Raw genomic sequence first — 25,456 nt, 5'->3', positions numbered from 1 at the left:
ATCGATACAGAAACGACTAAATGTCTACTCAATTGCGCCAGTTCACGCTAAGTTTTTTAGCCGTTATTTAGCAGGGAGCGTGAGTTTGCGTGAAGGAAAACAAGTTAGCCATAAACAACTATCCGTTTGCTCTCTTGGCGTTCAAACCACAAACCCAGTGACTCAGCAGCTGTGGAGTCAAATTTACAATTTTCAGCGAGGATGCTTGTTTGCTAAAGAGCAACTAGCTATTAAAAGCCCTTCAAGAAATGTACTCTTACAGAAGGTACATCAGATATTGGCCCCCGAAGTAGGTAATCATGGTGAATATCGAACCTCTCCATGCTGGATTGGAGGTAAGAGCCCTGATACAGCGCGTTTTGTAGCTGCAGATGCCAATCGAATTCACAGCCTGATGCAAGATTGGTATAACGCATTGGACCAACAACCACCCACCTCCTTAGAGCACGCACTAAGTCTTTATGATCAGTTTTTAGTTGTCCACCCTTTTAACGATGGCAATGGTAGAGTAGCTAGAGCATTTCTAGATGGGGCACTATCCCATGTTCGAAACAACTATTGGCTACACCCACTTTTTTTTAGATTAGCCAACAGCTCAGTGCAATACGAGAATAAACACAATGCTTACCAAAGAGACGACATAGTTTCATGGCTCAACTATTGGGAAACCGCATTTAGGTGGCTCGAACAAAAACAAAGACAAATAGCACAAGCTTTGAGCGAGTGTGAACAACAATTTAGGCTTGCACTCGCATGCTGCATGAAACCAAAAGGGTGGGAGGAACTAGTCCAGCAACTGTACGATACCCCCATTATAAATATGCAAACAGCACATCATTACGTCGAAGCAGCCACCGTTATGCTGCAGACAGGATTGTTGGAAGTGAAAACGCTCAGTAATGCCAATAACACCAAGGTACTAGAATGTCCCTATATCTTTAAGCTTTGGCAATGTTGGGAGGATATTTTATTGGCAAGTGAGGATATTATTGACAAAAGAGTAGCTAACTAACCGGATCTTTGCACAAAAAAACCTTTTAGATAAATCAATATTCACTAATAAAGTCTTGTAAAAAGCTAAATTGAGCCGTCTTAGATATCCTAACTGATTAAAGCTAATTCTTAGCTTTAATCAGTGTATTAACTAACGCTTTTTGACGGAGCTATTGATCGTACGACAAATAACTAATTGCCTGCCTAGTTTTCTTTCGATTGGGCTAAAAAAATTTCATTCCAAAGCTTTGGAAAGAGCCTAAGTTTTTTATAACTCTGAACTGTATTTTTAATGACGCCCTCAGGCTTTACAAAAAAATCCTTTAATCAAACGTATTGTTACTATTCAATAACCCCGCTCTGGCCAAACTAAACAATGTTACCTATATGCCTACACTCTCAGCATATAACCATTACTTTCAACTGTTTAAAAATACTTTAGAATTTACGCCTTTTCAACACCAACATGGTGATAAAGCCACAATTGATAGCTTCAAGCAGCTCATGCTACAGAGTGACAAAACAGGCCAAATGTTCCAGTTACTTTTGCAGTATATGCCCTTAGTCGATGAACCAGAGGAAAAAATAGCCAAGCTAGGTAAGCAAGGTCAATCAATCGTAGCTCAGCTACAGACTCTATTCTCGAGCAAGCTTGAAGAACTCCAAAAGCAGAACCTAAAACGAGCGCTAGAGGCAGGCATCAACATCGCGTTTGGCACAGACGCGGGTAATCCAGGCACGTTGCATGGCGTATCAATATTTGGAGAAGCTGCACTGTGGCAAAAAGCAGGAATAAGCAATCAACACATTCTCAAAGCCATGACCTATGGCAATGCCATTGCATTCTCCGTCGATGGCAAATTAGGGACTATACAAACAGGCAAGCAAGCGGATTTTGTTGTTGTTGAACAAAACCCCTATGCCACATTGTATACCTTGCAAAAACCACACCTTGTGGTAAAACATGGCGCAATCATCGGGCTTTGATATCAATCGTTTAGTAAGCTGCAGCGAGTATTGCTGCGGCTTAGCTAAAATGCAAGTTGTAATGCTCCCTACGCTTACCTTGTCTAGCTCTGTGTCTTTTTAAGTACCAGTAGAGCGATTAAATTCAGACGCAAGCATCGCGTACAAACATTCGTCTGCCCACTCACCTTTAAAAAATACGTTTTGCAGGTAATGAGCTTCAAGGCGAAACCCCAAACGCTTTAAAAGACGTTGTGCAGCTTCATTTTTAGCGTCGGTGATTGCAATAACACGGTGCTTATTCAATTCATTAAACAAGTAACCGAGTAAGGCTATTACTGCATTACTTGCCACCTCCTGGCGCTGGTTAGTCGGGGCAATGGTAAAACCGATTTCAACTTGCTCATCATCGATAAAGTGTATGGCTAAATCACCCAATATATGATCAGAGGATGAATCGACAATGGCAAGTTGAAACCATTTTCCGGCTTCGCTAAAAGTCTTATAGTCCATATTATCAAATAGCCGCTGGGCATCAGCTAGCGTGTAATTTTCCCAGCTTTGATAACGGGCTACCTCTTTTATATTTCGATACTGTGCAAAATACTCGAGATCTTTGGCTAAAAAAGGTCTTATTTGTAAATGTTTGATGTATAAAGTAGGTGCCATAACTGTCCTTATTGTTTAGTTACACCCTAGAGCGTGAAGCGGTGATTCTCTAATACCTTCACATGTAAGTCACAAAAATGCGGCAAAACATCAAAGCCGTGTTCAGTTAAGCGCTGAAAGAACATGATGAAGTATTTAATTTGTTGGTCACTCATCCCTTTACCTGTGCGCGCTATCAACTGTTTTTCTTGTTGTAAACGCCATTTAAATACTCGTTCAAAGTGACCGACATCCAAGTAAATAAGGTTGTCTAAGTGCGAAAACAGTGGTTGATAGTCAGTGGCCAAAAACGCGTTAACTAACGCTCTAAAATGACCATTTTTATCATCTTCACACTCTAATTGGTTGATTGGGCCACTTAGCTGCTCATTTGATTGGGCCGTGATACCCACGCACCACCCTTCAAAAATCAATATATCCAGTGGCTGCTGATGTTTGGGCCACAAGTAAGTTGCACAGGGCTCGTCAATTGCTTTATCAAAGCGTGGTAACAGTAACGAACGCCGCTGTTTAAAGTCAGCCAAAACTTGTTGGACTAAAGCAGTGTCATGGGTGCCAGGCACACCGCGCGTTGCAAACAAAGGATGGACTTGGCTGGCACGCTGTTTTCGCTCATTTGAGCTTAGGTAAAAATCATCAAGCGATACCCTGTCGGTGCGATAGCCACTGTCGTTTAGGTGCTCTACCAAATACGCCGCTAGGGTTGATTTTCCAGACCCTTGCGCGCCATTAATACCCAGACAATAAGGACGCACGGCACTACTGACTTGCTGATTCAGCCAAGCAACAATTGGGGCCGCATCTTTTATATAATCTGTTGATAACTGATACCGCTCTATAAATGCAGTTTGCCAAGGTTTCATAAGATCTTTTAACTTACTAAAATAATAAAGGCCACTGACGTGACCTTTATTATGCGTTAAATATAAAAATTAAGCCTGTCTGGCTTCTAGCATCAAACGCTTCATGTCTCTGACAGCTTTTTCTAAGCCATCAATTGCAGCGCGAGCGACAATCGCATGACCAATATTTAATTCATAAATTTCAGGCATTTGAGCGATGGGTTTCACATTATGATAATGCAAACCATGACCCGCATTCACGATAATGCCTAAGCTATGTGCATATTGTACACCTTCGCGGATGCGTTCTAATTCTTGTGCTTGTTGTTTGTCATTTTCTGCATCGGCGTAAGCACCAGTGTGGATCTCTATGTAAGGAGCACCCGTGGCTTTTGCAGCATCAATTTGCGCTTTGTTTGCATCAATAAACAAGCTCACCTTAATACCTGAAGCTTCGAGCGCTTTTACAGCTTCAGTGATTTTTGCTTGGTTGCCTATCACATCCAACCCACCTTCAGTTGTGAGCTCTTCACGCTTTTCAGGTACTAAACACACATATTCAGGCTTCACTTCTTGGGCGATAGCCAACATTTCATCTGTTACAGCGATTTCAAGGTTCATACGTGTTTGAATGGTTTTAGCCATTACATATACATCTGAGTCTTGAATATGACGACGGTCTTCACGCAAGTGAATAGTGATGCCATCTGCACCGGCATGCTCAGCAACGCTTGCTGCGTGGGCAGGATCGGGGTAACTGGTGCCGCGTGCCTGTCTGAGTGTTGCAATGTGATCTACGTTAACGCCCAAAAAAATCTCTTTCATAGCCCTACCTTGATATAAATAATTCGCGGCTTTTTAGCGCCTTGTTTCCTAAAAGGGGTTTCAATAAATATCGACTCAAGTGTTTTGCTGGAGTACGAACGGTTGCTTTGGCAAAATCATGCTCTGCCATTGCTAATAAAACTGCGCCCGAAAAACCGTATTGTGGCGTGTCTATCGGTTCAAATCCTAATTCAGGTATATATTGATAATGTAAATTTGCCGTTATCGGCTCACCATGGGCATCAATATCAAACTCAATCCCAAAACCTAATGCACTTAGCAACTGAAACTCATAACTACGCAAAATAGGTTCAACATCGTTATTTTGCGCTAACGAGCATAAATGAGTTTGGTATAACTCGAATACTTGCTCTAAAGGCTCATTACGAGGCACGATACGATAGGTCAGCTCATTCAAATAAAAACCACAATACAGCTGCTTGCCCTGCAATTCTAATGGATTTTGAGCCAGCTCAAAGGAGTTTAAATATTTTAGGTCGTAACGGCCAGCATATTGGGCCAAAATAGGAGCGAAAGGTCTAAGATGTGCGTTGTGTTTTAGTGACTGTTTACCTTTGATACGCGCGATCATACTTAAATGACCAACGCCCTCAACAAGCATATTCAGCATCCATTGAGAGTCGCTGTGCGCTCTACGATGAAGCAAATACACTTGCCGAAAGTCGTTTTGCAATTAGTCTTCTCCGTACCCTAAGCTACGTAGTGCGCGCTCATCATCAGCCCAGCCTGATTTTACTTTAACCCAAAGCTCTAAAAAGACCTTGTTATCCAACATAGCCTCTAAATCTTTACGAGCTTCACGACCAATGACTTTGAGCTTTTCGCCTTTATTACCAATAACCATACGCTTTTGTGATTCACGCTCAACTAAGATCAATGCATTGATCTGCCAAACGCCATTGTCTTGCCATTTAAACTGTTCAATTTCAACAGTAACGGAGTATGGAAGTTCATCACCCATAAAACGCATCAGTTTTTCACGCACAATTTCTGCTGCTAAAAAGCGCATTGAGCGATCTGTTACATAGTCTTCTGGGAAATAAAACTCACTCTCAGGTAAGCGCGCACGCACTTGCTCTTTTACCAAATCGATGTTTTTATTCTGCTTTGCAGAAACTGGTACAATCCCAACAAAATCGCCTTGCTCAGATAGCCATTGCATATGCTTTAGCACATCTTCTTGCACTTTTACTTGGTCAACTTTATTCATCACCACAAGTACAGGACGACCACTTTGTTTGACCTTGTTTAACACCATTTCATCATCGCTGTTCCAAAGTGTGCCCTCTAGAACGAAAATGATCAGCTCAACATCACCGATTGAACTTGAAGCTGCACGGTTCATTAAACGGTTGATGGCACGCTTCTCTTCAATGTGAAGCCCTGGCGTATCAACGTAGACAGCTTGGTAATCACCTTCGGTATGAATACCCATAATGCGATGACGAGTGGTTTGTGGCTTACGAGAGGTGATACTCACCTTTTGTTCCACAATCTTATTGAGTAACGTTGACTTGCCCACATTTGGGCGTCCAACGATGGCAACCATGCCACAGTGTGTGTTAGGCGTCATTTTTTAAAATCTTCAATGCTTTTTCGGCAGCTTTTTGCTCAGCTTTACGACGAGAGCTACCTACTGAAATTATGCTCTCCATCCCTTCCACAATACATTCAACCGTGAACGTTTGGTTATGCGCCTGACCTTTAGTATCAATCACTGTGTATCCAGGTAAAGGCAACTTTCGCGCTTGTAAATATTCTTGCAGCAGCGTTTTTGGGTCTTTTTGGTTATGTCCTGGAGATATCGCATCTAAACGAGAGGAGTACCAAGTTAAAATCAATTCGCTACAAGTATCAATGTCAGAGTCTAAAAACACGGCGCCAATAATCGCTTCTACTGCATCTGCAAGTGTTGATTCACGACGAAAGCCGCCGCTTTTAAGTTCACCAGGGCCAAGTCTTAAATAATCACCTAAGTTAAACTCTACACCAAATTCAGCTAAAGTTTGCCCTCTAACTAAGGTAGAACGCATGCGGCTCAAGTCACCTTCACGCGCTTTGGGAAATTTATGATACAAGGCATTGGCGATGACAAAGCTCAAAATTGAGTCACCAAGAAATTCTAATCGCTCATTGTGCTGACCTTTATGACTACGATGCGTCATGGCCTGCTCAAGCAATACCTCGTTACTAAAGTGATATCCTATCTTACTGTATAATTCTGCTACGTTTTTTTTCATTGCTACTGAATATTACCTAGGCGTTCAAAGCGAACACCAGTTGGAACCCAACCTGGAAGTAGGCTGTCTGGGCCATTTTCAAAATCAAAACTCATCCAAATAAAGACAGCTTTACCGACCAAGTTCTCCTTAGGAACAAATCCCCACATACGGCTATCTTGACTGTTGTTACGGTTATCCCCCATTGCAAAATAGCTATCTTCTGGCACTATCCATTCATCTTTTCTCGTACCAGGTTGTTGCGGGCGATAACGTTCTACAGGTTCTATAGCCTGCGGGTTAATGAGTATATCATGCTGCACATCTGGCAGGCTTTCGGTTAAACGCACCAGCGGCATTGAACCTTGCGTATATTCATCATTGTTAACAATATCAAGTTTGATCTTATTATACTCACCACACACCAAACTGCCCTGTTGCTGCTGGCCATCTGCGCAATTAGGCTTGATGTAAAGCTGGCGATTACGATAAACAATATGGTCACCCGGTAAGCCAATCACTCGCTTAATGAAGTCAATTCGCTCATCAAGTGGAAATTTAAACACCATAACATCACCGCGCTGCGGTTGGCCAACTTCAACCAATTGTGAACGCCAAACTGGGTCTTTAATGCCGTACGCGTATTTTTGCACCAAAATAAAATCACCATCTAATAAAGTTGGCATCATTGAGCCCGATGGGATTTGAAATGGTTCAAAGATGAATGAGCGGAAAATAGTGATCGCCGCAATCATCGGGAAAATAGACTTTGCACCTTCAATAATGGCAGGTTCTGGTGCTATTTGCGCAATCACATCTTCGTCAAGAGGCTCTTCGGAAGAGCCTTGTGCCAATGCAATACGGTCTTTGCGCTTAGGTGCATAAACCAAATGGTCTAGTAGCCAAAGTAAGCCAGAGCCAATGGTCAATACCACCAAAAATATAGAAAAATAGCCTGCCATTAATAAATTCCTGTTATTTACCCACTTTAAGTATGGCTAGAAACGCATCTTGAGGTACTTCTACATTACCTAGCTGCTTCATGCGTTTTTTACCTTCTTTTTGTTTCTGAAGTAGTTTCTTCTTACGACTTACGTCACCACCATAACATTTTGCAATTACGTTTTTACGTAATTGTTTTACCGTCGTACGCGCAATAACATGTCCACCAATAGCCGCTTGAATTGCAATATCGAACATCTGACGTGGAATAAGTTCCTTCAGGGCTTCTGCCAACTGACGTCCACGGCTTTGCGCGCCATCACGGTGTGCGATAATTGCCAATGCATCAACACGGTCACCGTTAATAAGAATATCAACCCTAACCATATCAGATGCTTGGAAGTGCTTGAAGTTATAGTCTAATGACGCAAAACCACGACTCGTTGACTTTAACTTATCAAAGAAGTCCATCACCACTTCAGCCATCGGTAGCTCATACGTTACCGCGACTTGTTTACCGTGATACGCCATTTTGGTCTGCATACCACGCTTTTCAATACATAGCGTAATAACATTGCCTAGATACTCTTGCGGTACCAGAATGTTCGCTTCAACGATAGGCTCGCGGATCTCTAAAATATCATTAACCGGAGGTAAATCCGATGGGTTATCTATTTGAATGGTGCCATGTTTGGTCTCAATCTCATAGATTACCGTTGGCGCTGTGGTGATAAGATCCATGTCATATTCACGCTCCAAGCGCTCTTGAATAATTTCCATGTGCAACATGCCTAAGAAGCCAACACGGAAACCAAAACCAAGTGCAGTTGAATTCTCAGGTTCAAAGAACAACGATGCGTCGTTTAAGCTAAGTTTGTTCAATGCATCACGGAATGATTCATAGTCATCTGAAGAGATTGGGAACATTCCCGCGTATACCTGCGGTTTAATTTTTTGGAAACCAGGTAGGCGCTGTGGTGCTGGATTTTTCGTAAGTGTAATTGTATCACCCACTGGTGCACCGTGAATGTCTTTAATACCAGCAATCACATAGCCTACTTCACCCGTTTTTAAAGTACCAGTGTCGGTTTGTTTAGGTGTAAAAATACCAACTTTGTCAACAAGATGAGTTTGGCCTGTAGACATGATCTTTATTTTATCACCTTGGCGTAGCGCACCATGTTTGATACGCACCAAAGACACAACACCTTGGTATGAGTCAAACCAAGAGTCAATGATAAGGGCTTGTAGTGGTGCTTCCGGATCGCCTTCTGGTGGCGGTACATCACGAACAATGTTTTCTAATACATCTTCGATACCCACGCCTGTTTTTGCACTACATTGCACAGCATCAAGCGCATCAATACCAACGATATCTTCAATTTCCTCAGCAACACGCAGTGGATCAGCCTGAGGTAAATCGATTTTGTTCAAAATTGGAATAACTTCCAAATCCATTTCAATTGCGGTGTAACAGTTAGCAAGTGTTTGTGCTTCTACACCTTGACCAGCGTCAACAACTAGCAGCGCACCTTCACAGGCAGCCAAAGAGCGAGACACTTCGTACGTGAAATCCACGTGTCCCGGGGTGTCGATAAAGTTCAACATGTAAGTTTCACCATCTTTAGCCGTGTAGTTCAAAGTTACACTTTGTGCTTTGATGGTAATACCGCGCTCACGCTCGATGTCCATAGAATCCAGAACCTGCTGCTGCATTTCTCGGTCTGTAAGGCCACCGCATACTTGAATTAGGCGGTCAGAAAGTGTTGATTTGCCATGGTCAATGTGGGCGATGATAGAAAAGTTACGGATATGCTTCATATACTGGATTCTAAACTTCTATAAGTCACTAAATGGATTAAAGTGGCGATTTTACCTCTTATTTATCTCAATCACCATCTATTTGCGTCACGCTCATGCTAATTGGATAAATTTTTACCACTTTCACCTCATGCTGTAACCCTTGCACTCGCCATTTGGCAAATAGATATCCGAAAAAGCCGCCAAATCCAGCACTTAGAATTTGCTTTGGCTCACTCCAATCAAGCGCTAACGCACTCACAAATGAGAATAAAAAAGCACCAAATATCGGGAACATATACACATAAAAGGAATGACTAACGATTTTTGAATCATCAAGGCTAAGTTTAACTTTTTGTCCAACCTGAACTGGCTCGTCAAACTTAATTGGCAAGGTTTTTTTATGGGAGCCAAATAGCTTAGCAAAAATTTGCGAGCCGCATTTGCCGTTGCAGCCCTCACAGGCAGGCTTCTGCTGCGCCTGTAAATAAGCAGTAGTGCCAGAGACTGACACTACGGTAAGTGTTTGTTCTATCATAATGGCCGTTTCACAGACTCTGCGATGCTCTTTGCCGTAATGGCTGGAATATTGCCAACCACAGAGACATCAAATGCGCCAGAGTTATGCACATAAACGGTCGTTGCACCCGATGATAGCGCACCACTTGGACGCTGCCCTGGCAGTGGTCGTTGTACAAATACAGAAACATCGACTAAACCATCAGAAAACAAATAGTAGTCAGCCAGTTCGTTGTTTAAATCTAATTTATGACGGTCAGATTTTAGTAATTTAAATCCCTCAGGCAACCAACCAATTTGCCAGTTACTCTGAGTTGTTTCATCTTTGCTTAACTCTAACGCCGGCAAAGGTGTTGGGAATTCTCTTTGTGTCAATTCGAGTAGCTGTTCAGCGGGTTCAGGCGTTACGCTTATGTGCGTTAATTGTAACTGCTCAAGTAACTCACCTTGCTGCGTTACGTAGGCAGCTTTGAGTAACAGCGACGATTGTGTATCTATCCAAAGCCAATAGTTGTACTTTGAGTCATCTTTTGCTTCTACTCGAACCAACTGAGCAGGACGCCCTGCAATGCGCCCTTTACCACCTAAAACAAAATCGTAATGTTCTAACAACGCTTCAGAATCTTTGAACAATATTTCTGGGATAGGTCCAGCTATAGAATCCGTTTTTACCGAATAAGGCGCTGATTGTGGTTCATAGTAGGTGACTAAATCATCGACTCGCACTATTTCAAGCCCAGCACCATTGAGTAAACTTAAAAGCTCTAATTCTTTGTTATCGTGTTTGGCATGTACCCATCTGTAGGGCTCCATACCTTTACCTTTAAGAACAACAAACGAAGCATCAAAGTTTCTATTGTGGACGGCTGTCGCCATGTTATTTAATAATTGTTTAGCAGAAACAACCTCTTCGGCATGCGCTAAGGTTGCCAAAAATAAACCTAAAATGCAGGCAAGTAATCTCATTTAACTACTTCTTTTCCTCTGATTGTTCACGTTCAGCTTTGTCTTTTTGTTGCAGTGCATAAGCCACGCGAGATTGGCGCTGATGCTCTAAAACCAATGCACCAATACGTTGCTGCTGTAAATCGCGAATACCTTGTTCAGCCTGCTGCAAAGCAGGTTGCTCAGACGAAAAACTCACAGGCGCAACGCCACCTGCTAATGGACGAGACTGTAAAATAGGCATTTCATCAATTGCAGGACTATTTTGCTGTGGCATGGTGTTTACACCAACCACGGCTACCAACGCCACACTTGCCGCTATCGCAATCTGAGACAAAGGCCTACGCCAAGCACTTAACTTAATTACCTTTGTGTCGTTTATTTGTTCTATATCCGCACTGTTATCATCAGTCACATTGTGGCAAGGCTCACTTTCTAAAGCACGGGCAACACTGGCAGTAATGTCAATGTTAATACCACCTGTTTGCGTGTGACGCATCACATCACCAATTTGCGCATAGCGGGCAAACTTTTCTTGGTCTATATGACTCAAAGAAGATTGTTCTAGCTGCAAGTCGCCATCAAGTAAGCGCGATGCAGCTTCTTGCGGTGATGTAGTAAGGTTTTGTTTTGTCATGTTATGACTCACCTATTAGTGGGTTTAAATTATTATCTATTGCCTCTCGCGCCCTAAAGATACGAGAACGAACGGTACCAACAGGGCAATCCATCACTACCGCAATTTCGTCATAGCTCATACCTTCGATTTCACGAAGGGTAATCGCTGTTTTCAAGTCATCAGGCAAACCGTCTATTGTTGAAAATATAACAGCCCTTACCTCATCACTAAGCAATAAATTCTCAGGGGATGCATTTGAGCGTAATTGCTCAGCGCCGTCATAAAACTCAGCTTCTTCAGCATCCACATCGTTGGCCGGGGGTTTGCGCCCTTGAGCCACCAAATAATTTTTTGAGCAGTTAACCGCAATACGATACAACCAAGTGTAAAATGCGCTCTCGCCCCTAAAGTTCGGCAGTGCACGATACGCCTTGATGAATGCCTCTTGGGCTACATCTGCTACATCGCCGTGATTTGATACGTAACGTGAAATCAACGCGGCGACTTTATTTTGATACTTGGCAACTAAAAGGTTGAAGGCGTTTTTATCTCCTTGCTGCACCCGCTTAACCAGTTCTAAATCCAAATCCTGCTCGCTCATTCGAGCCGGTACTCCTCTTTGTTATAGTTATAACTCAATATTTCGTTGCCATTATTTACAGCTACTCTGACTGAGCCATGATTAAAAAGTTCTGTTTTTTTGATATTTTTTTTAAAATAATGACCAAAAGCACGTTTTTAACGTACATAACTGCACTTACATAGCTCACACAAAGCACATATGGTTTACCTTAATTAGGTGTATAATAGCAAAAGATGATGCAACTAGCTGTATGTAGCGCATAGAAAAAAGTGAAGATCCAAACACATGAAGTCAAATAAAAACCATAATACCGATGTAGTCGTTATCGGAAGCGGCGCTGCGGGTTTAAGCTTAGCGCTGTCTTTAGCAAATCATTGTCATGTTACTGTAATAAGCAAAGGCGACTTAAAAGAAGGCTCCACACTGTATGCACAAGGTGGTATCGCAGCGGTATTTGACAAAAAAAATGACAGTATTGAGTCTCATGTTGAAGACACATTGGCCGCCGGTGCAGGTCTGTGCGATCGTGATGCAGTGCATTATACCGCGAGTAACGCAAAAAACTGTTTAAAGTGGCTTATTGAACAGGGTGTGCCATTTGATGTCGAATTTGATAGCAAAGGCAAAGAAAGATTTCATCTTACGCGTGAAGGTGGCCACAGCCACAGACGTATTTTACATGCAGCCGATGCAACCGGCAAAGCAGTACAAACCACGTTAGTCAGTCAAGTACAAGCTCACAGCAATATCACTTTACTTGAACAACACAATGCCATCGACCTTATATGTGACAAAACCAGCGAGCAAAGACGCATAAATGGCGTTTATGTGTTCAATAGGAAAAAAGATCGCGTAGAAACAATCTCAGCAAAATTTGTCGCCTTAGCAACTGGTGGCGCAAGTAAAGTATATCTATATACATCAAACCCTGATGTATCCAGTGGCGATGGTATTGCCATGGCGTGGCGCGCTGGCTGCAAGGTTGCGAATATGGAATTTAACCAGTTCCACCCCACTAGTCTTTATCATCCAGAGCTGCAAAACTTTTTGATCACCGAAGCGATGCGCGGTGAAGGTGCACTACTAAAACGTCCTGATGGCACCCGTTTTATGCCTGATTTCGATAAGCGCGAAGAGCTGGCCCCTCGAGACATCGTTGCGAGAGCCATTGACTATGAGATGAAACGCTTAGGTGCAAATTGCGTGTATCTGGACATTTCGCACAAAGACAAAGATTTTATTATTGAGCATTTCCCTACCATTTATGCCAAGTGCCTAAGTGTTGGCTTAGATATTACCAAAGAAGCTATTCCCGTTGTTCCTGCGGCGCATTACACATGTGGTGGAGTTGTCACTGACTTCAATGGTAAAACCGACATTGACAACTTGTATGCGGTAGGTGAAGTGGCGTATACAGGTCTACACGGTGCTAACCGTATGGCGAGCAATTCATTGTTGGAATGCATCGTTTTTGCGCATGCTGCGGCTAAAGATATCTTGTCTAAAATTAAAACCAGCCCACAACCTCCAGAGCTGCCTGAATGGGACGAAAGTCAAGTTAACGACTCAGACGAGGAAGTCGTTATCACTCACAACTGGCACGAGCTCAGGTTATTTATGTGGGATTATGTTGGTATCGTGCGCTCAACCAAACGGCTAGAACGTGCACTGCGTCGCGTCGAGCTTTTACAGCAAGAAATCAATGAGTACTATGCGCATTTTAGGGTCTCGAATAATCTACTTGAACTTAGAAACTTAGTACTCGTGGCTGAGCTTATTATCCGCTGCGCACTTGAGCGTAAAGAAAGTAGAGGCCTGCACTACACCATTGATTATCCTCAGCAAAGTGATTCACCTAAGCCTACGATTTTAACACCTTAGGCCTTAGATTTATCGTGAGCAAAGCATACTCGGCACAAGTGAGAAAAATCTTGTGCCGATAATGCCCATGCACCTATAAATACATGTTTTTCCTCACCAGAATAGTCTTTTACTTGCAAACACAATACATTCATAAATAACTGAGCACTTGCCACTTTCCCTACCAAATCTAACGCACCTTGAAATTCAATATAGTTATCAGATTCAGTAATCAAGATGGTGCCACTTGGTGGGGTATTTTTTCGACATTGCAGTAGGCATACTTTATATCCAACATAACCTAAAACAATTGCTAGTGAAATCATGTGATACGAAGGAAACAGCATCACACATATAAAAGTGATGCTAGCAAATAAGGCCACAAATGGCTTGTGACCTAATATATTGTTTTCAAATACGAACTTATACGCGGACTCGGTCAAGGATCAATTTAACCATGGCATTGAGTTCTGCATCTGGGCAAGTTTCATGGCCCATAAACCACGCAAATAAATCTGGGTCTTCCACAGCAAGTAAACGTTGGAATACCAATTTATCAGCCTCGCTCAATGCATCGTAAGCGTCGTCAACAAATGGCCCTAACAATACGTCTAGCTCCAACATACCGCGTCGACATGCCCATTTTGTGCGAGACTTTGAATACAGCTCTGCCATTTCAATACCCTTATCTGTAATTGTTTTACTTATACCGCGCAAATTATATCTTAGTTTAGCCTACGAGACACCCAACTTAGTCACAAAAACATCTTGCCTCATATTCTAAGCAGATTTCTTTTACCATCAGCATTTATGCGCATGTCGATATGAGTTACCATTAGCGCCATTCTCTATCTTAAGGATTAATTTTATGTCACTCGCAAGTGCTGTTAATCTACCATACAAGGTAATTACTGTTTCAGGGCCTGAGCAACTGAGCTATTTGCATGGCCAGCTAACCCAAGATATGAACCTGATCACTGAGCACAACTTTATGTGGGCTGGTCATTGCAGTCCAAAAGGCAAGTTGTGGGGCGTATTTCGACTGTTCAAACATCAGCAAAGCTTTATGCTGCTTGGCTCTGAACCTGAGATTGACGCTTCAACTCGAGAACTAAAAAAATATGGTGTCTTTGCAAAAGTAAGTATTGAACCTCTAAATAATGCCAAGATAGTAGGAGTTCACAGCCCGCAATTGAACAATGTATGTGATTTGCTAGGCTTAAATTTCGAAGAGCAGCAAAACGCATGTGATTTTGGTGACAATAAAGCGATTAAACTTGATGATACGAGACTCATTCTTATTGTAAGTGACAGCTATGAATTTCCTGCTGACATTGAATTAAGCAATGACCCAAGCGCATTTATTGAAGCTGGTATTCTCGCTGGCGAGCCACAAATCAATGAACAAAATATTGAAGAGTTTGTGCCACAGATGATCAACCTACAGGCGTTAAATGGTATCAGCTTTAAAAAAGGCTGCTATACAGGCCAAGAAACCGTAGCAAGAATGCGCTACCTTGGTAAAAACAAGCGCGCTATGTATATTGTACAAGGCGAGTCGACAAGGGCGATAGAAGACAGCGAGTTAGAGCTACATCTTGGTGATAATTGGCGTCGTGCAGGAAAGATAGTTCATCAGGTTTTTAACTCAACAACAAATACTTACAGCGCTTTGGCCGTTCTCCCAAACGACACTGAACATTCAGCACAGTTACGTGCAAAAAATTCACCCGAGGTAGCCCTTAAGATATTACCGCTACCCTATTCTCTAGATGACCAATAAACGGGATATATTATGAAAATCGCACCGAACAAAGTGGTAAGTATGCATTACTCTGTATTAGATAATGACAACAACACCATAGACAACTCTTTCGATGGTGAACCACTGGTGTTTATCGTAGGTACTGGCTATTTGATCCAAGGCCTTGAAGACGCGCTAATTGATAAGCAGGTTGGCGACAAACTCAGCGTCACTGTTGAACCAGAGCAAGGCTATGGTGAGCGTCATGATAACCTGATGCAAGCCGTACCAAAATCTATGTTTGAAGGCATGGATATTGAAGTGGGTATGCAATTTAGAGCAACCACAGATGATGGCGACCAAATGGTAATGATCATCGATATCCAAGATGAAGAAGTGATAGTTGATGGCAACCATCCTTTATCAGGGATCACACTTAATTTTGACGTAGAAATTTTAGAAGTACGTGACGCTACCGATGAAGAGCTTGCACATGGCCATGTGCATGGTGAAGGTGGCTGCGGTCACGACCACTAAGCTAAACTTATGAACAAGCGCCTATTCGGCGCTTGTTATCTTTTCACTTAATGCGTCTAACAACCTTGCTTGGTCATTAGTCCCCAAGCGATATTTCATACCATCCGATAAACTCACTTCAATCGCGCTAAATCCAGATGCCGAATAAACCCAACCGTCATTGGTTATACGCATACCAACACCGTGGCGCAGCGAGTTTGTAACGCCTTTGATTTCCTCAATATCATCAAAACTAAGGGTTTTCTTGGCAACACCAGGCCCAAACCACCAACTTAAAGTTCGTTGTTCTTTGTTTACTTCTATTGTTAAGCCGTAAAATAAACAAGCTAAAACGGCAATAATAATGCCAAAAACAAGCACTATCACATTGTATCCAAGCAACCAGGTCGCCAAAATTAAAAAGCTTGCTATCCAAGCTAAAATAGCCATTATTGCCCATGAAAATTGGGTGTGACGGTACATAAATTTCCTCTTTAAAAGCTATAAACGAAAGTGGCACCAAGCTCAGTATCTGCTTTTAGCTTATTTTCTTCTGGTTGTGAATTATAACGATAGCTATATGACACCTTCAACGACACACCACCTAAAACCTGACTAACAATAGCGGTTTCACTGATCAAGCGGTCATTTAACCCTGACAAAGAAATTTCCATACTCACATCTTGATTAAAACGTGTACGCTTAGAAATATTCCTCTCCCACTGCAATGCGATACGAACAAGCTGACCCTGCTTTAGCCGTGATTCACCTATCGGCAGCTCTGTTTCACCATCTGTTTTTGACAAGTACAAACCCGGACCAATATCAAAATCTACGGTGTCTTTTCGACCTTCAAACAAACGATTTCCATAGCCCAGTGCCACCGTGGTTGTATACTCTTTACCGCTGAATTTATCGTCAAGATAATCTGCATACAGGAAGAATGACTCATTATCTTGACCAACTTTATAGTTTCCCTGTGCGGAAACAAAGTATTTAGATGCAGAGACTTCATGTTGACCGTTATCGTTAGCATCATCTTCACGGTACAAAGCGTCTAATTTGAATTGATTTCGCCACTGCGTAAAATCTTGGTAGATATTACTTTTTAGCTTAAACGCAGTGCTATTTTTGTTGCCGTTATTAGCAATTAAGCCAAACTCAACGTCTCCATACAACAAATCCCCTTGATGTTTCTGATGGATTTCTTCGTCTGACAACTCGCCATATTTATGAAAATCTTTTAATGGATCTGAGGCATAGCTTTTTACCGCAAGCAACAAGCTAAACAAACACAAAATTATTTTTAAATACTGCACGACTTCCCAACCACTACTTCAAAAGAGTTTACTCAGACTCGTTTTGCTTCCACAAAACATGACAAAACGGTGCATCGATATCTCTGCTAATCAGAATTTTTGCAAGCACTTCATCGCCATCTTCGTACTCAATACCGATAAGCACTTGTACAAAATGTTCAGGCTCTATCTCAAGCGCAACAAATTCCTGCCAACTTTCATCTGGTTCACTATCTTCAATAAAACCATAGTCTTCATGATGCAGATTAAACTGTTCAATATCTTGATCTGATAAATTCTCAGGTGCGAGTTGTTGAAATATTTCATATGCTTGATGGGTTATTTCTTCAACACTACAAAGGCGGGCTGACATGGTTGAGGCTCTCTTAATTAATGCATTCATTGCTATGATAACAAAATCATAAAATTAAAGGCCACGATGTTTCGTTAAATATGCAAATTTATCTGCTGAAATTACAATAGCTAGAATATAAACTCTAAAACAGACCATAATTATAACCATAACAGGATTTTTTAATGCTCACTGTAGAACACCGCGAAAATGTCGCTTGGGTCACGCTCAACCGCCCAGAAAAACAAAATGCACTTACCTTTGAGATGTTTGTTGCCATTGATAAAACGATAAAGCGACTCAAAAAGGACCGTCAACTAAGAGCCGTTGTTATTCAAGGTGCAGGAGGCAACTTTTGCTCTGGGCTCGACGTAAAGTCGATGATAAAAAAACCATCTGCAATTGTTCGGCTGCTGTTTAAATGGTTACCAGGTAACGCCAACTTGGCGCAACGTGTATGTCTTTCGTGGCGTCGCCTCCCAGTACCTGTTATCGCTCTGATTGATGGAAATTGTTTTGGCGGCGGTCTACATATCGCCCTTGGCGCTGACTATCGAATTACAACAAGCTGTGCACAATTAGCTATCATGGAGTCTAAATGGGGGTTGTGTCCAGATATGGGTTCAGGCCCACTACTTCCTTCAATACTTAGCTATGATCAAGCTTTAAAACTTGCTTGGCTAGGAACGACAATCAGTGGTAAGCAAGCAGCGCAATTAGGTCTAGCATCCGAAGTGAGTGATGACTTACAAGCTAGTTGCGATGATTTGTTAAAGCGATTACTTATTCGTTCACCCGACACACTCGCCGCTATAAAGCGTGTTAACCAAAGCGCTTATCAACAAAATCTCAGAGCAACATTAGCCAAAGAGACATTTACTCAGATAAAACTGCTACTCAATAAAAATACCAAAACCGCTATGCACAATGCCACTCATGATGAGCAAAAACCCTACAGTGTTAGAAGCAAATGGTAATTTGGTCCAATAGCAATAATTTGCATAAGTTGATTATTATGGACCTCTGTAGACATGAATGATTGGGTAGCCTCGTTGCGTCAGCTTATTAAGTTTATTATTGCCTTGGGTATTTTGTTGATGTGTTTATATAGCGCTAAATTAATGACTTTATGGTGGCAAATCCCATTACCTTCGCCGCTGGTTGCTATGCTCATTTTGCTACTTTTACTGGCCAGTAAAATTATAGAACCTAGCTGGCTGGCGCCCGCCTGTGCACCCATTTTAAAGTATATGGCGCTGTTCTTTATCCCAGCAGGCGTTGGCATTGTGCAATATACCTCCTTACTCGCGCTTTATTGGCCTCTGTTGGTATGCACGTTGATATTGGTGCCCGTTGCTGGCTTAAGTTTAGTGGGCTTCGTTGCAAAAAAAGGGCTGAAAAATGACTAGCTCAGCCTTGGTTGTTATCTTGATCTGCGCCCTGTTTTATCTTTTTCGACGGGTATATCGAGCCTACCCTATTTCGCTATTAAACCCATTACTTATGTGTATTGTTACCATCAGCACAGCATTATTAGTCTTAGATATAGAATACCAAGTATTCTTTTTTGCAGCCCAGCCGATACACTTTTTTTTAGAGGTTGCCGTTGTCGCTCTAGCCTACCCTCTTTACATGCAGTTTCACGATATTAAACGTTACTTTGTGCATATCCTGTTATGTAGTTTTATCGGTGTTAGCAGTGCAACGGTAATTGCACTGCTACTGTGTAAACTGTTTTCAGTGGATGAACAACTCAGTGCTTCACTCGCAGCCTTATCTGTCACCACCCCCATCACTATCATTGTGAGCGAAAGCCTCGGTGGTGTAAGCGCTATTGCTGCCATAATGGTTATTTTAGTTGGCGTGTTTGGTGGTATATTTGGTTTATCGTTACTAGATAAATTGCATATTAAGCACCCTAAAGCACAAGGCATTGCGCTGGGCGTAGCTTGCCATGCAATTGGCACTGCAAGCGCCTTTGAGCATCATCCAATAACGGGTGCCTATGCGTCTGCAGCGATGACCATTAGTGCCATCACTACTGCAATTTGGGTGCCGCCATTTTATACTTGGCTAGCGATGCTGTAAAAGCCACGCTTTAAACAAGGAAAACAACGTGATCGAGCAAGAAATAAAACAATTTGAACACTACTTTAACCTGATCAGAGACTATTTGGTGACCTACAGTATGCAAGTGGTAGGTGCAATCCTGATATTGCTTATTGGTCTTTGGGTCTCAAACCGACTGTCTAAAATGGTTGAAGCGCTGATGCAGCGCCATAATATTGATGTCACGCTTACCAACTTTATTAGCAATGTCGTCAAAGTATTACTCATTATCATGTTTGTGATCATCGCCTTAGGAAAAGTTGGTATCAGTGTTACGCCTTTTGTTGCAGCCATTGGTGCCGCTTCACTTGGTGCTGGTTTGGCGTTACAGGGAATGCTATCAAACTATGGTTCTGGCTTTGCCATAATTGCTACTCGCCCGTTTATTGTTGGTGATACAATTCAGATCAAAGGTGTCAGCGGTCAAGTTAAACAAATCGAACTAGGACACACTATTCTCATCAATGAAGAGAAAGTTGAGATAACGATTCCAAACAAACATATTGTTGGAGAAATCTTACACAACTCATTTGAGTACTCTCTTGTCAAAGGTGAAATTGGTATCGCTTATCACAGTGATAGCGATATTGCCATTAACGAAATAGTCAATGTAATTGTCTCTAACGATAAAGTGGCGCAAAGCCCGCAACCACAAGTAGGCATTGAACAATTTGCTGATAGTGCGGTGATCATTAGCTACCGTTATTGGGTGCCCACCTCGCAAATTATCGAGACTAAGCTGGCAATCAACAAACAGGTTTATCGCACAATTAAATCAGCAAACATTGACATTCCTTTCCCTCAACGGGTAGTCACATTGCACAAAGAATCCTAAAGAAAAGGCACCTTTCGGTGCCTAATTGTTGGGAAATCAATTCGTTAAATGTTCAATAGACCAGCGTGTGAGCCAATGCACGGGCAGCGCCATAATCTGACATCATTCGGCACAATAGCTCATGGCACGGCACACTGCCGTTAAGTAATTCTGTGTCCTCTAGAAAAAACACCATGAGTGGGCCTCGCCGTATCACAACATACATAGATAAAATACTGTGCCCTTGACCTTTCAGGGCATCAATCACGGCCAATTCATCATCTGACCAAGCACAATCAAAGCTCGCTTGTGCGCTTAAGGCCTGCTCGGTTACCTCTTTGCAAACTAATATGCTGTCTACATCACTAAATACCGACTTACGACGAGAATATAGCCGCATTTGAACGCCACTTTGCGCGACATGCCGAAAAGTAAACATTTTGCTATCAAGGTGATTGAGCCCTTTATTCATAGCGTCTATAAATGCTGCTGTGTGATCAAAGTCAAACTTTATTACACCCTCAGCCATAGGCCTGCTCACCCAAATAAATTACACTAATTTAACTATAATGCTAATTTCGTTTTATGCAAAATTAATTATTAACAGATTGACAACCAAAAAGTATTAAAGGTGGGGGCAATGAAAATAAAAACTACCTTTTATCAAACAACTAATAAAAAAGAGCAAAAATATGTTTGCCCTTTTTTACTGTTGCATTCGACTAAAGACTGATATCAAACCCAGTATTATTTAACTAATTAACACAATCATCTTTAGGTGCTGGCGTACGAATATGAATATCTCGTTGCGGAAATGGGATCTCAATTTGGTATTTTCGAAGTGCATCGTCTATCGCCCACAAGTAATCAGAAACCAACGCGGTTGGGCGTTTTACTTGTTCAGGTTGAACCCATACTCCTAGGGTGAAATTTAAACTACTGTCTCCAAACCCAGTCATCCAAACCGTTGGCTCACGGCCCAAACTGTTTAGCGTATAAGGTACATTGTCTGCGGCCTCTAAAACTGCCTTTTTCACTAATGCCTTATCACTGCCATAAGCTACCGAAAAGGAAATTCTAAAGCGCCTAACTTTTTCTGCTAAGGTCCAGTTAGTAACTAAACCTGATACCAACTCCGCATTCGGGATAAGAATATCCACATTATCATTGGTACGAATTAAAGTCGCGCGCATATAAATGGCCATCACTTCGCCGACAACATCATTAGACAGTTCAACAAAATCTCCCACCTTGACTGTTTTTTCTAATAGTAAAACAAGTCCAGAAACAAAATTGTTGACCATACCTTGTAAGCCAAGGCCAATGCCAACACCAAGGGCACTGGCTATCAACGCCAGCTCTGTCATTTTCATACCCAGTGATGTTAAGGCAATAATAAAACCGATAAATAGTACGATGTAATGTATAAAGCGACCGATGACATACGCTGAGGTGTGGGCAATCATGCCCTGACGCATTGCCAAACGTCCAAATGCCGCTCTCAGTACCCGAGAAATGATAAAGGTGAGTAACAGCACCATAAAAAATGATAACAGTTCGCCAACAAGCAAAGAAAAATCGCCTACTTTAATAAGCTCTTTATCAAGCCAACTCATATCCATTTATTTTTCCTCAAAAAAAACGCCACACTCAATGAGTGTGGCGTTTACCATTAAAATTGGCAACTAATTTTGCAAGCCGTTATGCTTTGCGCCAAGTGGTTTTTCCTGCGCTATCTTCTAGCACCACCCCCATGGCATTGAGCGCATCACGCGCTTCATCTGCAGCCGCCCAATCTTTGTTTGCGCGAGCTTCATTGCGTTTAACAATAAGCGCCTCAATTTTTGCCACTTCATCGTTATCTTGCTCGCCTTGCAAGAAACGTTCAGGCTCTTGCTGTGCAATGCCTAACACACCTGCAAGTTGTACTAAGATGTAAGCCAGTTCGCCCGCCGATTTAGCATCTTTGTCTTTCAGTAAGTTCACTTCTTTCGCGAGCTCAAAAATCACCGGCAATGCTTCAGGGGTATTGAAGTCATCATTCATAGCCGTTTCAAAACGCTTAGCGTATTCGTTACCCTCAAGTGACACCTCAACTAACTCTACACCGCGAAGCGCTGTGTAAATGCGCTCTAACGATGAACGCGCTTGATCTAAGTTTTCTTGAGAGTAGTTTAACTGACTACGATAATGACCATTGATCAAGAAGTAACGAACAGTTTCACGGTCGTATTGTTTTAGTACTTCGCGCACCGTAAAGAAATTGCCTAACGATTTAGACATTTTCTCTTTGTTCACTTGCACCATACCTGTGTGGATCCAAGTATTCACATACTTGCCATTGTTAGCACAGCATGACTGCGCGATTTCATTTTCGTGATGTGGAAATTGCAAGTCAGAACCACCACCGTGAATATCAAAAAACTCACCAAGGTGTTTTGAGCTCATCGCACTACATTCAATATGCCAACCTGGACGACCTTCACCCCATGGTGACTGCCAAGCTGGCTCGCCAGCTTTGGCCTTTTTCCAGAGAACGAAGTCTAACGGATCGTCTTTGTCTTGCGCCACTTCAACACGCGCACCCGCTTGCAACATCTCTAAATCTTGTTGTGACAGCTGACCATATTGCTCAAAGGTCGACACATCAAATAACACATCACCACTACCAGCAACATACGCATGGCCTTTAGCAATGAGCTTTTCAATCATCGCGATGATCTCATCCATGTGCCCCGTAACCGTAGGCTCAATATCCGCAGGTAAGATATTTAAGGCTGCAAAGTCTTCATGCATGGCTTTGGTCATACGCACGGTTAAATCGTTTATCTCTTCGTTGTTCTCTGCCGCACGTTTAATGATTTTATCGTCAACATCTGTGATATTGCGTACATAGGTTACGTCATAACCTAAGTAACGTAGGTATCTGTTCATCACATCAAATGAAACATAAGTACGTGCGTGTCCCACATGGCAGAAATCATAAATGGTGATACCACACACATACATGTCGACTTTACCTTCGACTAATGGTTTAAACGGCGCTTTTTGGCGAGTTAGTGTGTTGTATATCTGCAACATGTAGTGTTTTTCCTAAACAAAAAAGACATAAAACATAATCATAACACTTGCCCCGCCGCTGCTCTATAGCCAATTTAATGCTACAGGCACAAATCGACAGGTTTTTTCTTATGTACGATTAATTCTCTTTGAAAATTGTCAGCTCCTACTTTTGTGCTATAGAATACAGCCTTTGTAAATTCTAAAGATTAGGAAGCCGAAATGGTTGTTCTACACACAAACTACGGTCAAATCAGCGTTAACTTATTTGCTGAAGATGCACCTAAAACAGTTGAAAACTTTTTAAACTACGCAAAGTCTGGTTTTTACGATGGCACAATCTTCCACCGTGTTATCGATGGCTTTATGGTTCAAGGCGGTGGTTTTGCACCTGGCATGGAACAAAAGTCTGTGCAAGCGCCGATTGAAAACGAAGCAAACAATGGCCTGAGCAACAAAACTGGTACACTAGCGATGGCGCGTACACCAGATCCTCACTCTGCAACTGCGCAATTTTTTATCAACGTCAATGACAACGACTTCTTGAACTTCAGCAGTGAAACTTCACAAGGTTGGGGTTACTGCGTGTTCGGTGAAGTTGTTGAAGGTATGGACGTAGTTAACAAGATCAAATCTGTTGCTACTGGTTCAGCTGGATTCCATCAAGACGTGCCTCTTGAAGATGTAATAATCGAAAAAGTAACTGTCACTGAATAATCCAAAAATATTATAAGCGGGCTTTGCCCGCTTTATCTCAAAAGAAGAGCCATGAGAAAAACCTATTTCATCTCCGACCTACATTTAAGTGACGACTACCCGCAAATTACTCAAGCCTTCTTTGACTTTTTAGCAATGCACATGAACGCTGATGTAGATGCTTTGTACATTTTGGGCGACTTTTTTGAGGTGTGGATAGGTGATGATGAGCAAAGTCCACTTGCTATTTCAGTAGCAAACAAGCTCAAGGCCGTTGCACAAGCAGGTATCAATATTTTCTTTACCCATGGCAACCGAGACTTCTTACTCTCTAAACGCTATGCCAAACAAGCCGGATTCACACTACTACCTGAACAGCATATTGTCGATTTATACGGTACCCCGACGCTAGTATTACATGGCGACGAAATGTGTACTCAAGACATTGCCTATCAAAAGTTTCGTAAAAAAAGCCGTGGCTGGTGGTGGCCAAGATTAATTTTATCTTTACCTTTAAGCGTTCGCCGCAATATTGCTCGCAATGGTCGCGCAAAGAGCAAAGCTAACCAAATGGGTAAAGCCGCTGAAATTTTGGATGTCACACCCAGTGCCGTGTTGGAAATGTTCGAGCGTTATAACGTGGCGCATATGATCCACGGTCATACCCACCGCCCCGATGTACATATTCACGAGCACAACAATAAACGGCTTACCCGCACGGTATTAGGTGACTGGTATAGCCAAAGCTCATATTTAGTGGTGAACGAAACTGGTGAGCAAGAATTAGTTAAAGATAAGCCTGCATAGCAGCACAAAAGCTCTCTACTTAAATTTGTATTTAAAATGCCCACTAATACTAGCTAAATAAATCGCCCTGCCTGTCACGCATTTCTTTTGCGTGGAGGTATGCTACCCCCTGTTCTGTTTTTCGTCTCGTTGGACCATTGATCTGCTCTAATCATACAGGACACTTTTATAATGGAATATAATCCAAATATCGAGGTGTAAAATGACAAAAAGAACTAATAGAAGTTATCCAGCTGAGTTTAAGCAAGAAGCAGTAG

The 25,456-nt window shown here is 42.1% G+C and carries 31 protein-coding genes; 11 read left to right on the top strand and 20 right to left on the bottom strand.

The features are described from left to right. Positions 1–85 precede the first annotated feature (85 nt). Entirely contained in the window at positions 86–1,012 is a 927-nt protein-coding gene (locus tag HC733_RS12855) for a Fic family protein (RefSeq protein WP_190365450.1), read from the top strand. A 368-nt stretch (positions 1,013–1,380) separates the two neighbouring features. Then, positions 1,381–1,980, top strand: coding sequence for an amidohydrolase family protein (locus tag HC733_RS12850; protein WP_190365449.1), 600 nt, complete (start codon positions 1,381–1,383; stop codon positions 1,978–1,980). A 99-nt stretch (positions 1,981–2,079) separates the two neighbouring features. Here the strand turns inward: HC733_RS12850 and HC733_RS12845 are convergent, their stop codons facing one another. The 12 genes from HC733_RS12845 to rpoE form a co-directional block, all read right to left on the bottom strand. Further along, positions 2,080–2,628 (bottom strand): GNAT family N-acetyltransferase, encoded by a 549-nt coding sequence (locus HC733_RS12845; protein ID WP_190365448.1) that lies wholly within the window; start codon positions 2,626–2,628, stop codon positions 2,080–2,082. 26 nt (positions 2,629–2,654) lie between these two features. Next, positions 2,655–3,491, bottom strand: coding sequence for a kinase (locus HC733_RS12840; protein WP_190365447.1), 837 nt, complete (start codon positions 3,489–3,491; stop codon positions 2,655–2,657). A gap of 69 nt (positions 3,492–3,560) precedes the next feature. After that, complete coding sequence (gene pdxJ, locus HC733_RS12835) at positions 3,561–4,295, bottom strand: pyridoxine 5'-phosphate synthase (protein ID WP_190365446.1); 735 nt, start codon at positions 4,293–4,295, stop codon at positions 3,561–3,563. 4 nt (positions 4,296–4,299) lie between these two features. Next, positions 4,300–4,989: a DNA repair protein RecO gene (gene recO, locus HC733_RS12830; RefSeq protein ID WP_190365445.1), complete on the bottom strand. Its 690-nt coding sequence runs from the start codon at positions 4,987–4,989 to the stop codon at positions 4,300–4,302. Next, positions 4,990–5,889, bottom strand: a complete 900-nt coding sequence (gene era / locus HC733_RS12825) for a GTPase Era (RefSeq protein WP_190365444.1) — start codon at positions 5,887–5,889, stop codon at positions 4,990–4,992. Then, a complete protein-coding gene (gene rnc, locus HC733_RS12820; protein WP_190365443.1) occupies positions 5,879–6,556 on the bottom strand; it encodes a ribonuclease III in 678 nt (225 codons plus the stop codon). The genes era and rnc overlap by 11 nt, the downstream gene beginning before the upstream one ends. Positions 6,557–6,558: 2 nt before the next feature. Beyond that, entirely contained in the window at positions 6,559–7,497 is a 939-nt protein-coding gene (gene lepB, locus HC733_RS12815) for a signal peptidase I (protein WP_190365442.1), read from the bottom strand. Positions 7,498–7,510: 13 nt separating this feature from the next. Beyond that, entirely contained in the window at positions 7,511–9,298 is a 1,788-nt protein-coding gene (lepA, locus tag HC733_RS12810) for a translation elongation factor 4 (protein WP_190365441.1), read from the bottom strand. A 67-nt stretch (positions 9,299–9,365) separates the two neighbouring features. After that, entirely contained in the window at positions 9,366–9,815 is a 450-nt protein-coding gene (locus HC733_RS12805; RefSeq protein WP_190365440.1) for a SoxR reducing system RseC family protein, read from the bottom strand. Then, complete coding sequence (locus HC733_RS12800) at positions 9,812–10,762, bottom strand: MucB/RseB C-terminal domain-containing protein (protein WP_190365439.1); 951 nt, start codon at positions 10,760–10,762, stop codon at positions 9,812–9,814. Before HC733_RS12800 ends, HC733_RS12805 begins: the two co-directional genes overlap by 4 nt. Before the next feature lie 4 nt (positions 10,763–10,766). Then, complete coding sequence (locus tag HC733_RS12795; protein WP_190365438.1) at positions 10,767–11,378, bottom strand: anti sigma-E factor RseA C-terminal domain-containing protein; 612 nt, start codon at positions 11,376–11,378, stop codon at positions 10,767–10,769. 1 nt (position 11,379) lies between these two features. Further along, on the bottom strand, positions 11,380–11,961 hold the full coding sequence (gene rpoE / locus HC733_RS12790; RefSeq protein ID WP_190365437.1) for an RNA polymerase sigma factor RpoE: 582 nt from the start codon (positions 11,959–11,961) through the stop codon (positions 11,380–11,382). A gap of 267 nt (positions 11,962–12,228) precedes the next feature. On the opposite strand from rpoE, the gene nadB reads away from it, so the two are divergent. Then, positions 12,229–13,824, top strand: a complete 1,596-nt coding sequence (gene nadB, locus HC733_RS12785) for an L-aspartate oxidase (protein WP_190365436.1) — start codon at positions 12,229–12,231, stop codon at positions 13,822–13,824. Here nadB and HC733_RS12780 read toward each other — a convergent pair. Together HC733_RS12780 and HC733_RS12775 are read right to left on the bottom strand one after the other, a co-directional pair. Further along, positions 13,821–14,129 (bottom strand): hypothetical protein, encoded by a 309-nt coding sequence (locus HC733_RS12780; RefSeq protein WP_190365435.1) that lies wholly within the window; start codon positions 14,127–14,129, stop codon positions 13,821–13,823. The genes nadB and HC733_RS12780 overlap by 4 nt on opposite strands. A gap of 97 nt (positions 14,130–14,226) precedes the next feature. Further along, entirely contained in the window at positions 14,227–14,478 is a 252-nt protein-coding gene (locus HC733_RS12775; protein ID WP_190365434.1) for an FAD assembly factor SdhE, read from the bottom strand. 193 nt (positions 14,479–14,671) lie between these two features. Here HC733_RS12775 and ygfZ point away from each other — a divergent pair, with 193 nt between their 5' ends. After that, positions 14,672–15,586, top strand: a complete 915-nt coding sequence (gene ygfZ, locus HC733_RS12770) for a CAF17-like 4Fe-4S cluster assembly/insertion protein YgfZ (RefSeq protein WP_190365433.1) — start codon at positions 14,672–14,674, stop codon at positions 15,584–15,586. A gap of 12 nt (positions 15,587–15,598) precedes the next feature. Continuing rightward, entirely contained in the window at positions 15,599–16,084 is a 486-nt protein-coding gene (locus HC733_RS12765) for an FKBP-type peptidyl-prolyl cis-trans isomerase (protein WP_190365432.1), read from the top strand. Positions 16,085–16,105: 21 nt separating this feature from the next. On the opposite strand, the gene HC733_RS12760 is transcribed toward HC733_RS12765, so the two are convergent. From HC733_RS12760 to HC733_RS12750, 3 genes are read right to left on the bottom strand one after another with little or no spacing between them, the layout of a single operon-like run. Then, positions 16,106–16,546, bottom strand: coding sequence for a hypothetical protein (locus tag HC733_RS12760; RefSeq protein ID WP_190365431.1), 441 nt, complete (start codon positions 16,544–16,546; stop codon positions 16,106–16,108). Between the two features lie 11 nt (positions 16,547–16,557). After that, positions 16,558–17,382 carry a DUF481 domain-containing protein gene (locus HC733_RS12755; RefSeq protein ID WP_342366016.1) on the bottom strand — a complete coding sequence of 275 codons (825 nt, stop codon included), beginning with the start codon at positions 17,380–17,382 and terminating at the stop codon, positions 16,558–16,560. Between the two features lie 28 nt (positions 17,383–17,410). Further along, positions 17,411–17,734: a DUF440 family protein gene (locus tag HC733_RS12750; protein WP_190365430.1), complete on the bottom strand. Its 324-nt coding sequence runs from the start codon at positions 17,732–17,734 to the stop codon at positions 17,411–17,413. Positions 17,735–17,898: 164 nt separating this feature from the next. Between HC733_RS12750 and HC733_RS12745 the strand changes: the two genes are divergently transcribed. The 4 genes from HC733_RS12745 to HC733_RS12730 are packed head-to-tail and all read left to right on the top strand — an operon-like array spanning position 17,899 to position 20,657. Continuing rightward, positions 17,899–18,690 carry a crotonase/enoyl-CoA hydratase family protein gene (locus tag HC733_RS12745; RefSeq protein ID WP_190365429.1) on the top strand — a complete coding sequence of 264 codons (792 nt, stop codon included), beginning with the start codon at positions 17,899–17,901 and terminating at the stop codon, positions 18,688–18,690. 54 nt (positions 18,691–18,744) lie between these two features. Then, positions 18,745–19,122, top strand: a complete 378-nt coding sequence (locus HC733_RS12740) for a CidA/LrgA family protein (RefSeq protein ID WP_190365428.1) — start codon at positions 18,745–18,747, stop codon at positions 19,120–19,122. Then, entirely contained in the window at positions 19,115–19,801 is a 687-nt protein-coding gene (locus tag HC733_RS12735) for an LrgB family protein (protein ID WP_190365427.1), read from the top strand. The genes HC733_RS12740 and HC733_RS12735 overlap by 8 nt, the downstream gene beginning before the upstream one ends. A gap of 28 nt (positions 19,802–19,829) precedes the next feature. Beyond that, positions 19,830–20,657, top strand: a complete 828-nt coding sequence (locus HC733_RS12730; RefSeq protein WP_190365426.1) for a mechanosensitive ion channel domain-containing protein — start codon at positions 19,830–19,832, stop codon at positions 20,655–20,657. A gap of 52 nt (positions 20,658–20,709) precedes the next feature. Here the strand turns inward: HC733_RS12730 and HC733_RS12725 are convergent, their stop codons facing one another. The 3 genes from HC733_RS12725 to cysS form a co-directional block, all read right to left on the bottom strand. Then, entirely contained in the window at positions 20,710–21,165 is a 456-nt protein-coding gene (locus HC733_RS12725) for a hypothetical protein (RefSeq protein WP_190365425.1), read from the bottom strand. 226 nt (positions 21,166–21,391) lie between these two features. Further along, entirely contained in the window at positions 21,392–22,258 is an 867-nt protein-coding gene (locus tag HC733_RS12720) for a mechanosensitive ion channel family protein (RefSeq protein WP_190365424.1), read from the bottom strand. A 79-nt stretch (positions 22,259–22,337) separates the two neighbouring features. Beyond that, positions 22,338–23,717 carry a cysteine--tRNA ligase gene (gene cysS / locus HC733_RS12715; protein WP_190365423.1) on the bottom strand — a complete coding sequence of 460 codons (1,380 nt, stop codon included), beginning with the start codon at positions 23,715–23,717 and terminating at the stop codon, positions 22,338–22,340. A 201-nt stretch (positions 23,718–23,918) separates the two neighbouring features. Between cysS and HC733_RS12710 the strand changes: the two genes are divergently transcribed. After that, positions 23,919–24,413, top strand: coding sequence for a peptidylprolyl isomerase (locus tag HC733_RS12710; protein WP_190365422.1), 495 nt, complete (start codon positions 23,919–23,921; stop codon positions 24,411–24,413). A 51-nt stretch (positions 24,414–24,464) separates the two neighbouring features. Continuing rightward, a complete protein-coding gene (locus HC733_RS12705) occupies positions 24,465–25,199 on the top strand; it encodes a UDP-2,3-diacylglucosamine diphosphatase (RefSeq protein ID WP_190365421.1) in 735 nt (244 codons plus the stop codon). Positions 25,200–25,456 lie beyond the last annotated feature (257 nt).

Source organism: Pseudoalteromonas sp. S16_S37 (genome assembly GCF_014694405.1).
Lineage (GTDB): Bacteria > Pseudomonadota > Gammaproteobacteria > Enterobacterales > Alteromonadaceae > Pseudoalteromonas.
The sequence above is the reverse complement of the archived record's forward strand: the minus strand, read 5'-3'. Positions and strand labels throughout refer to the sequence as shown.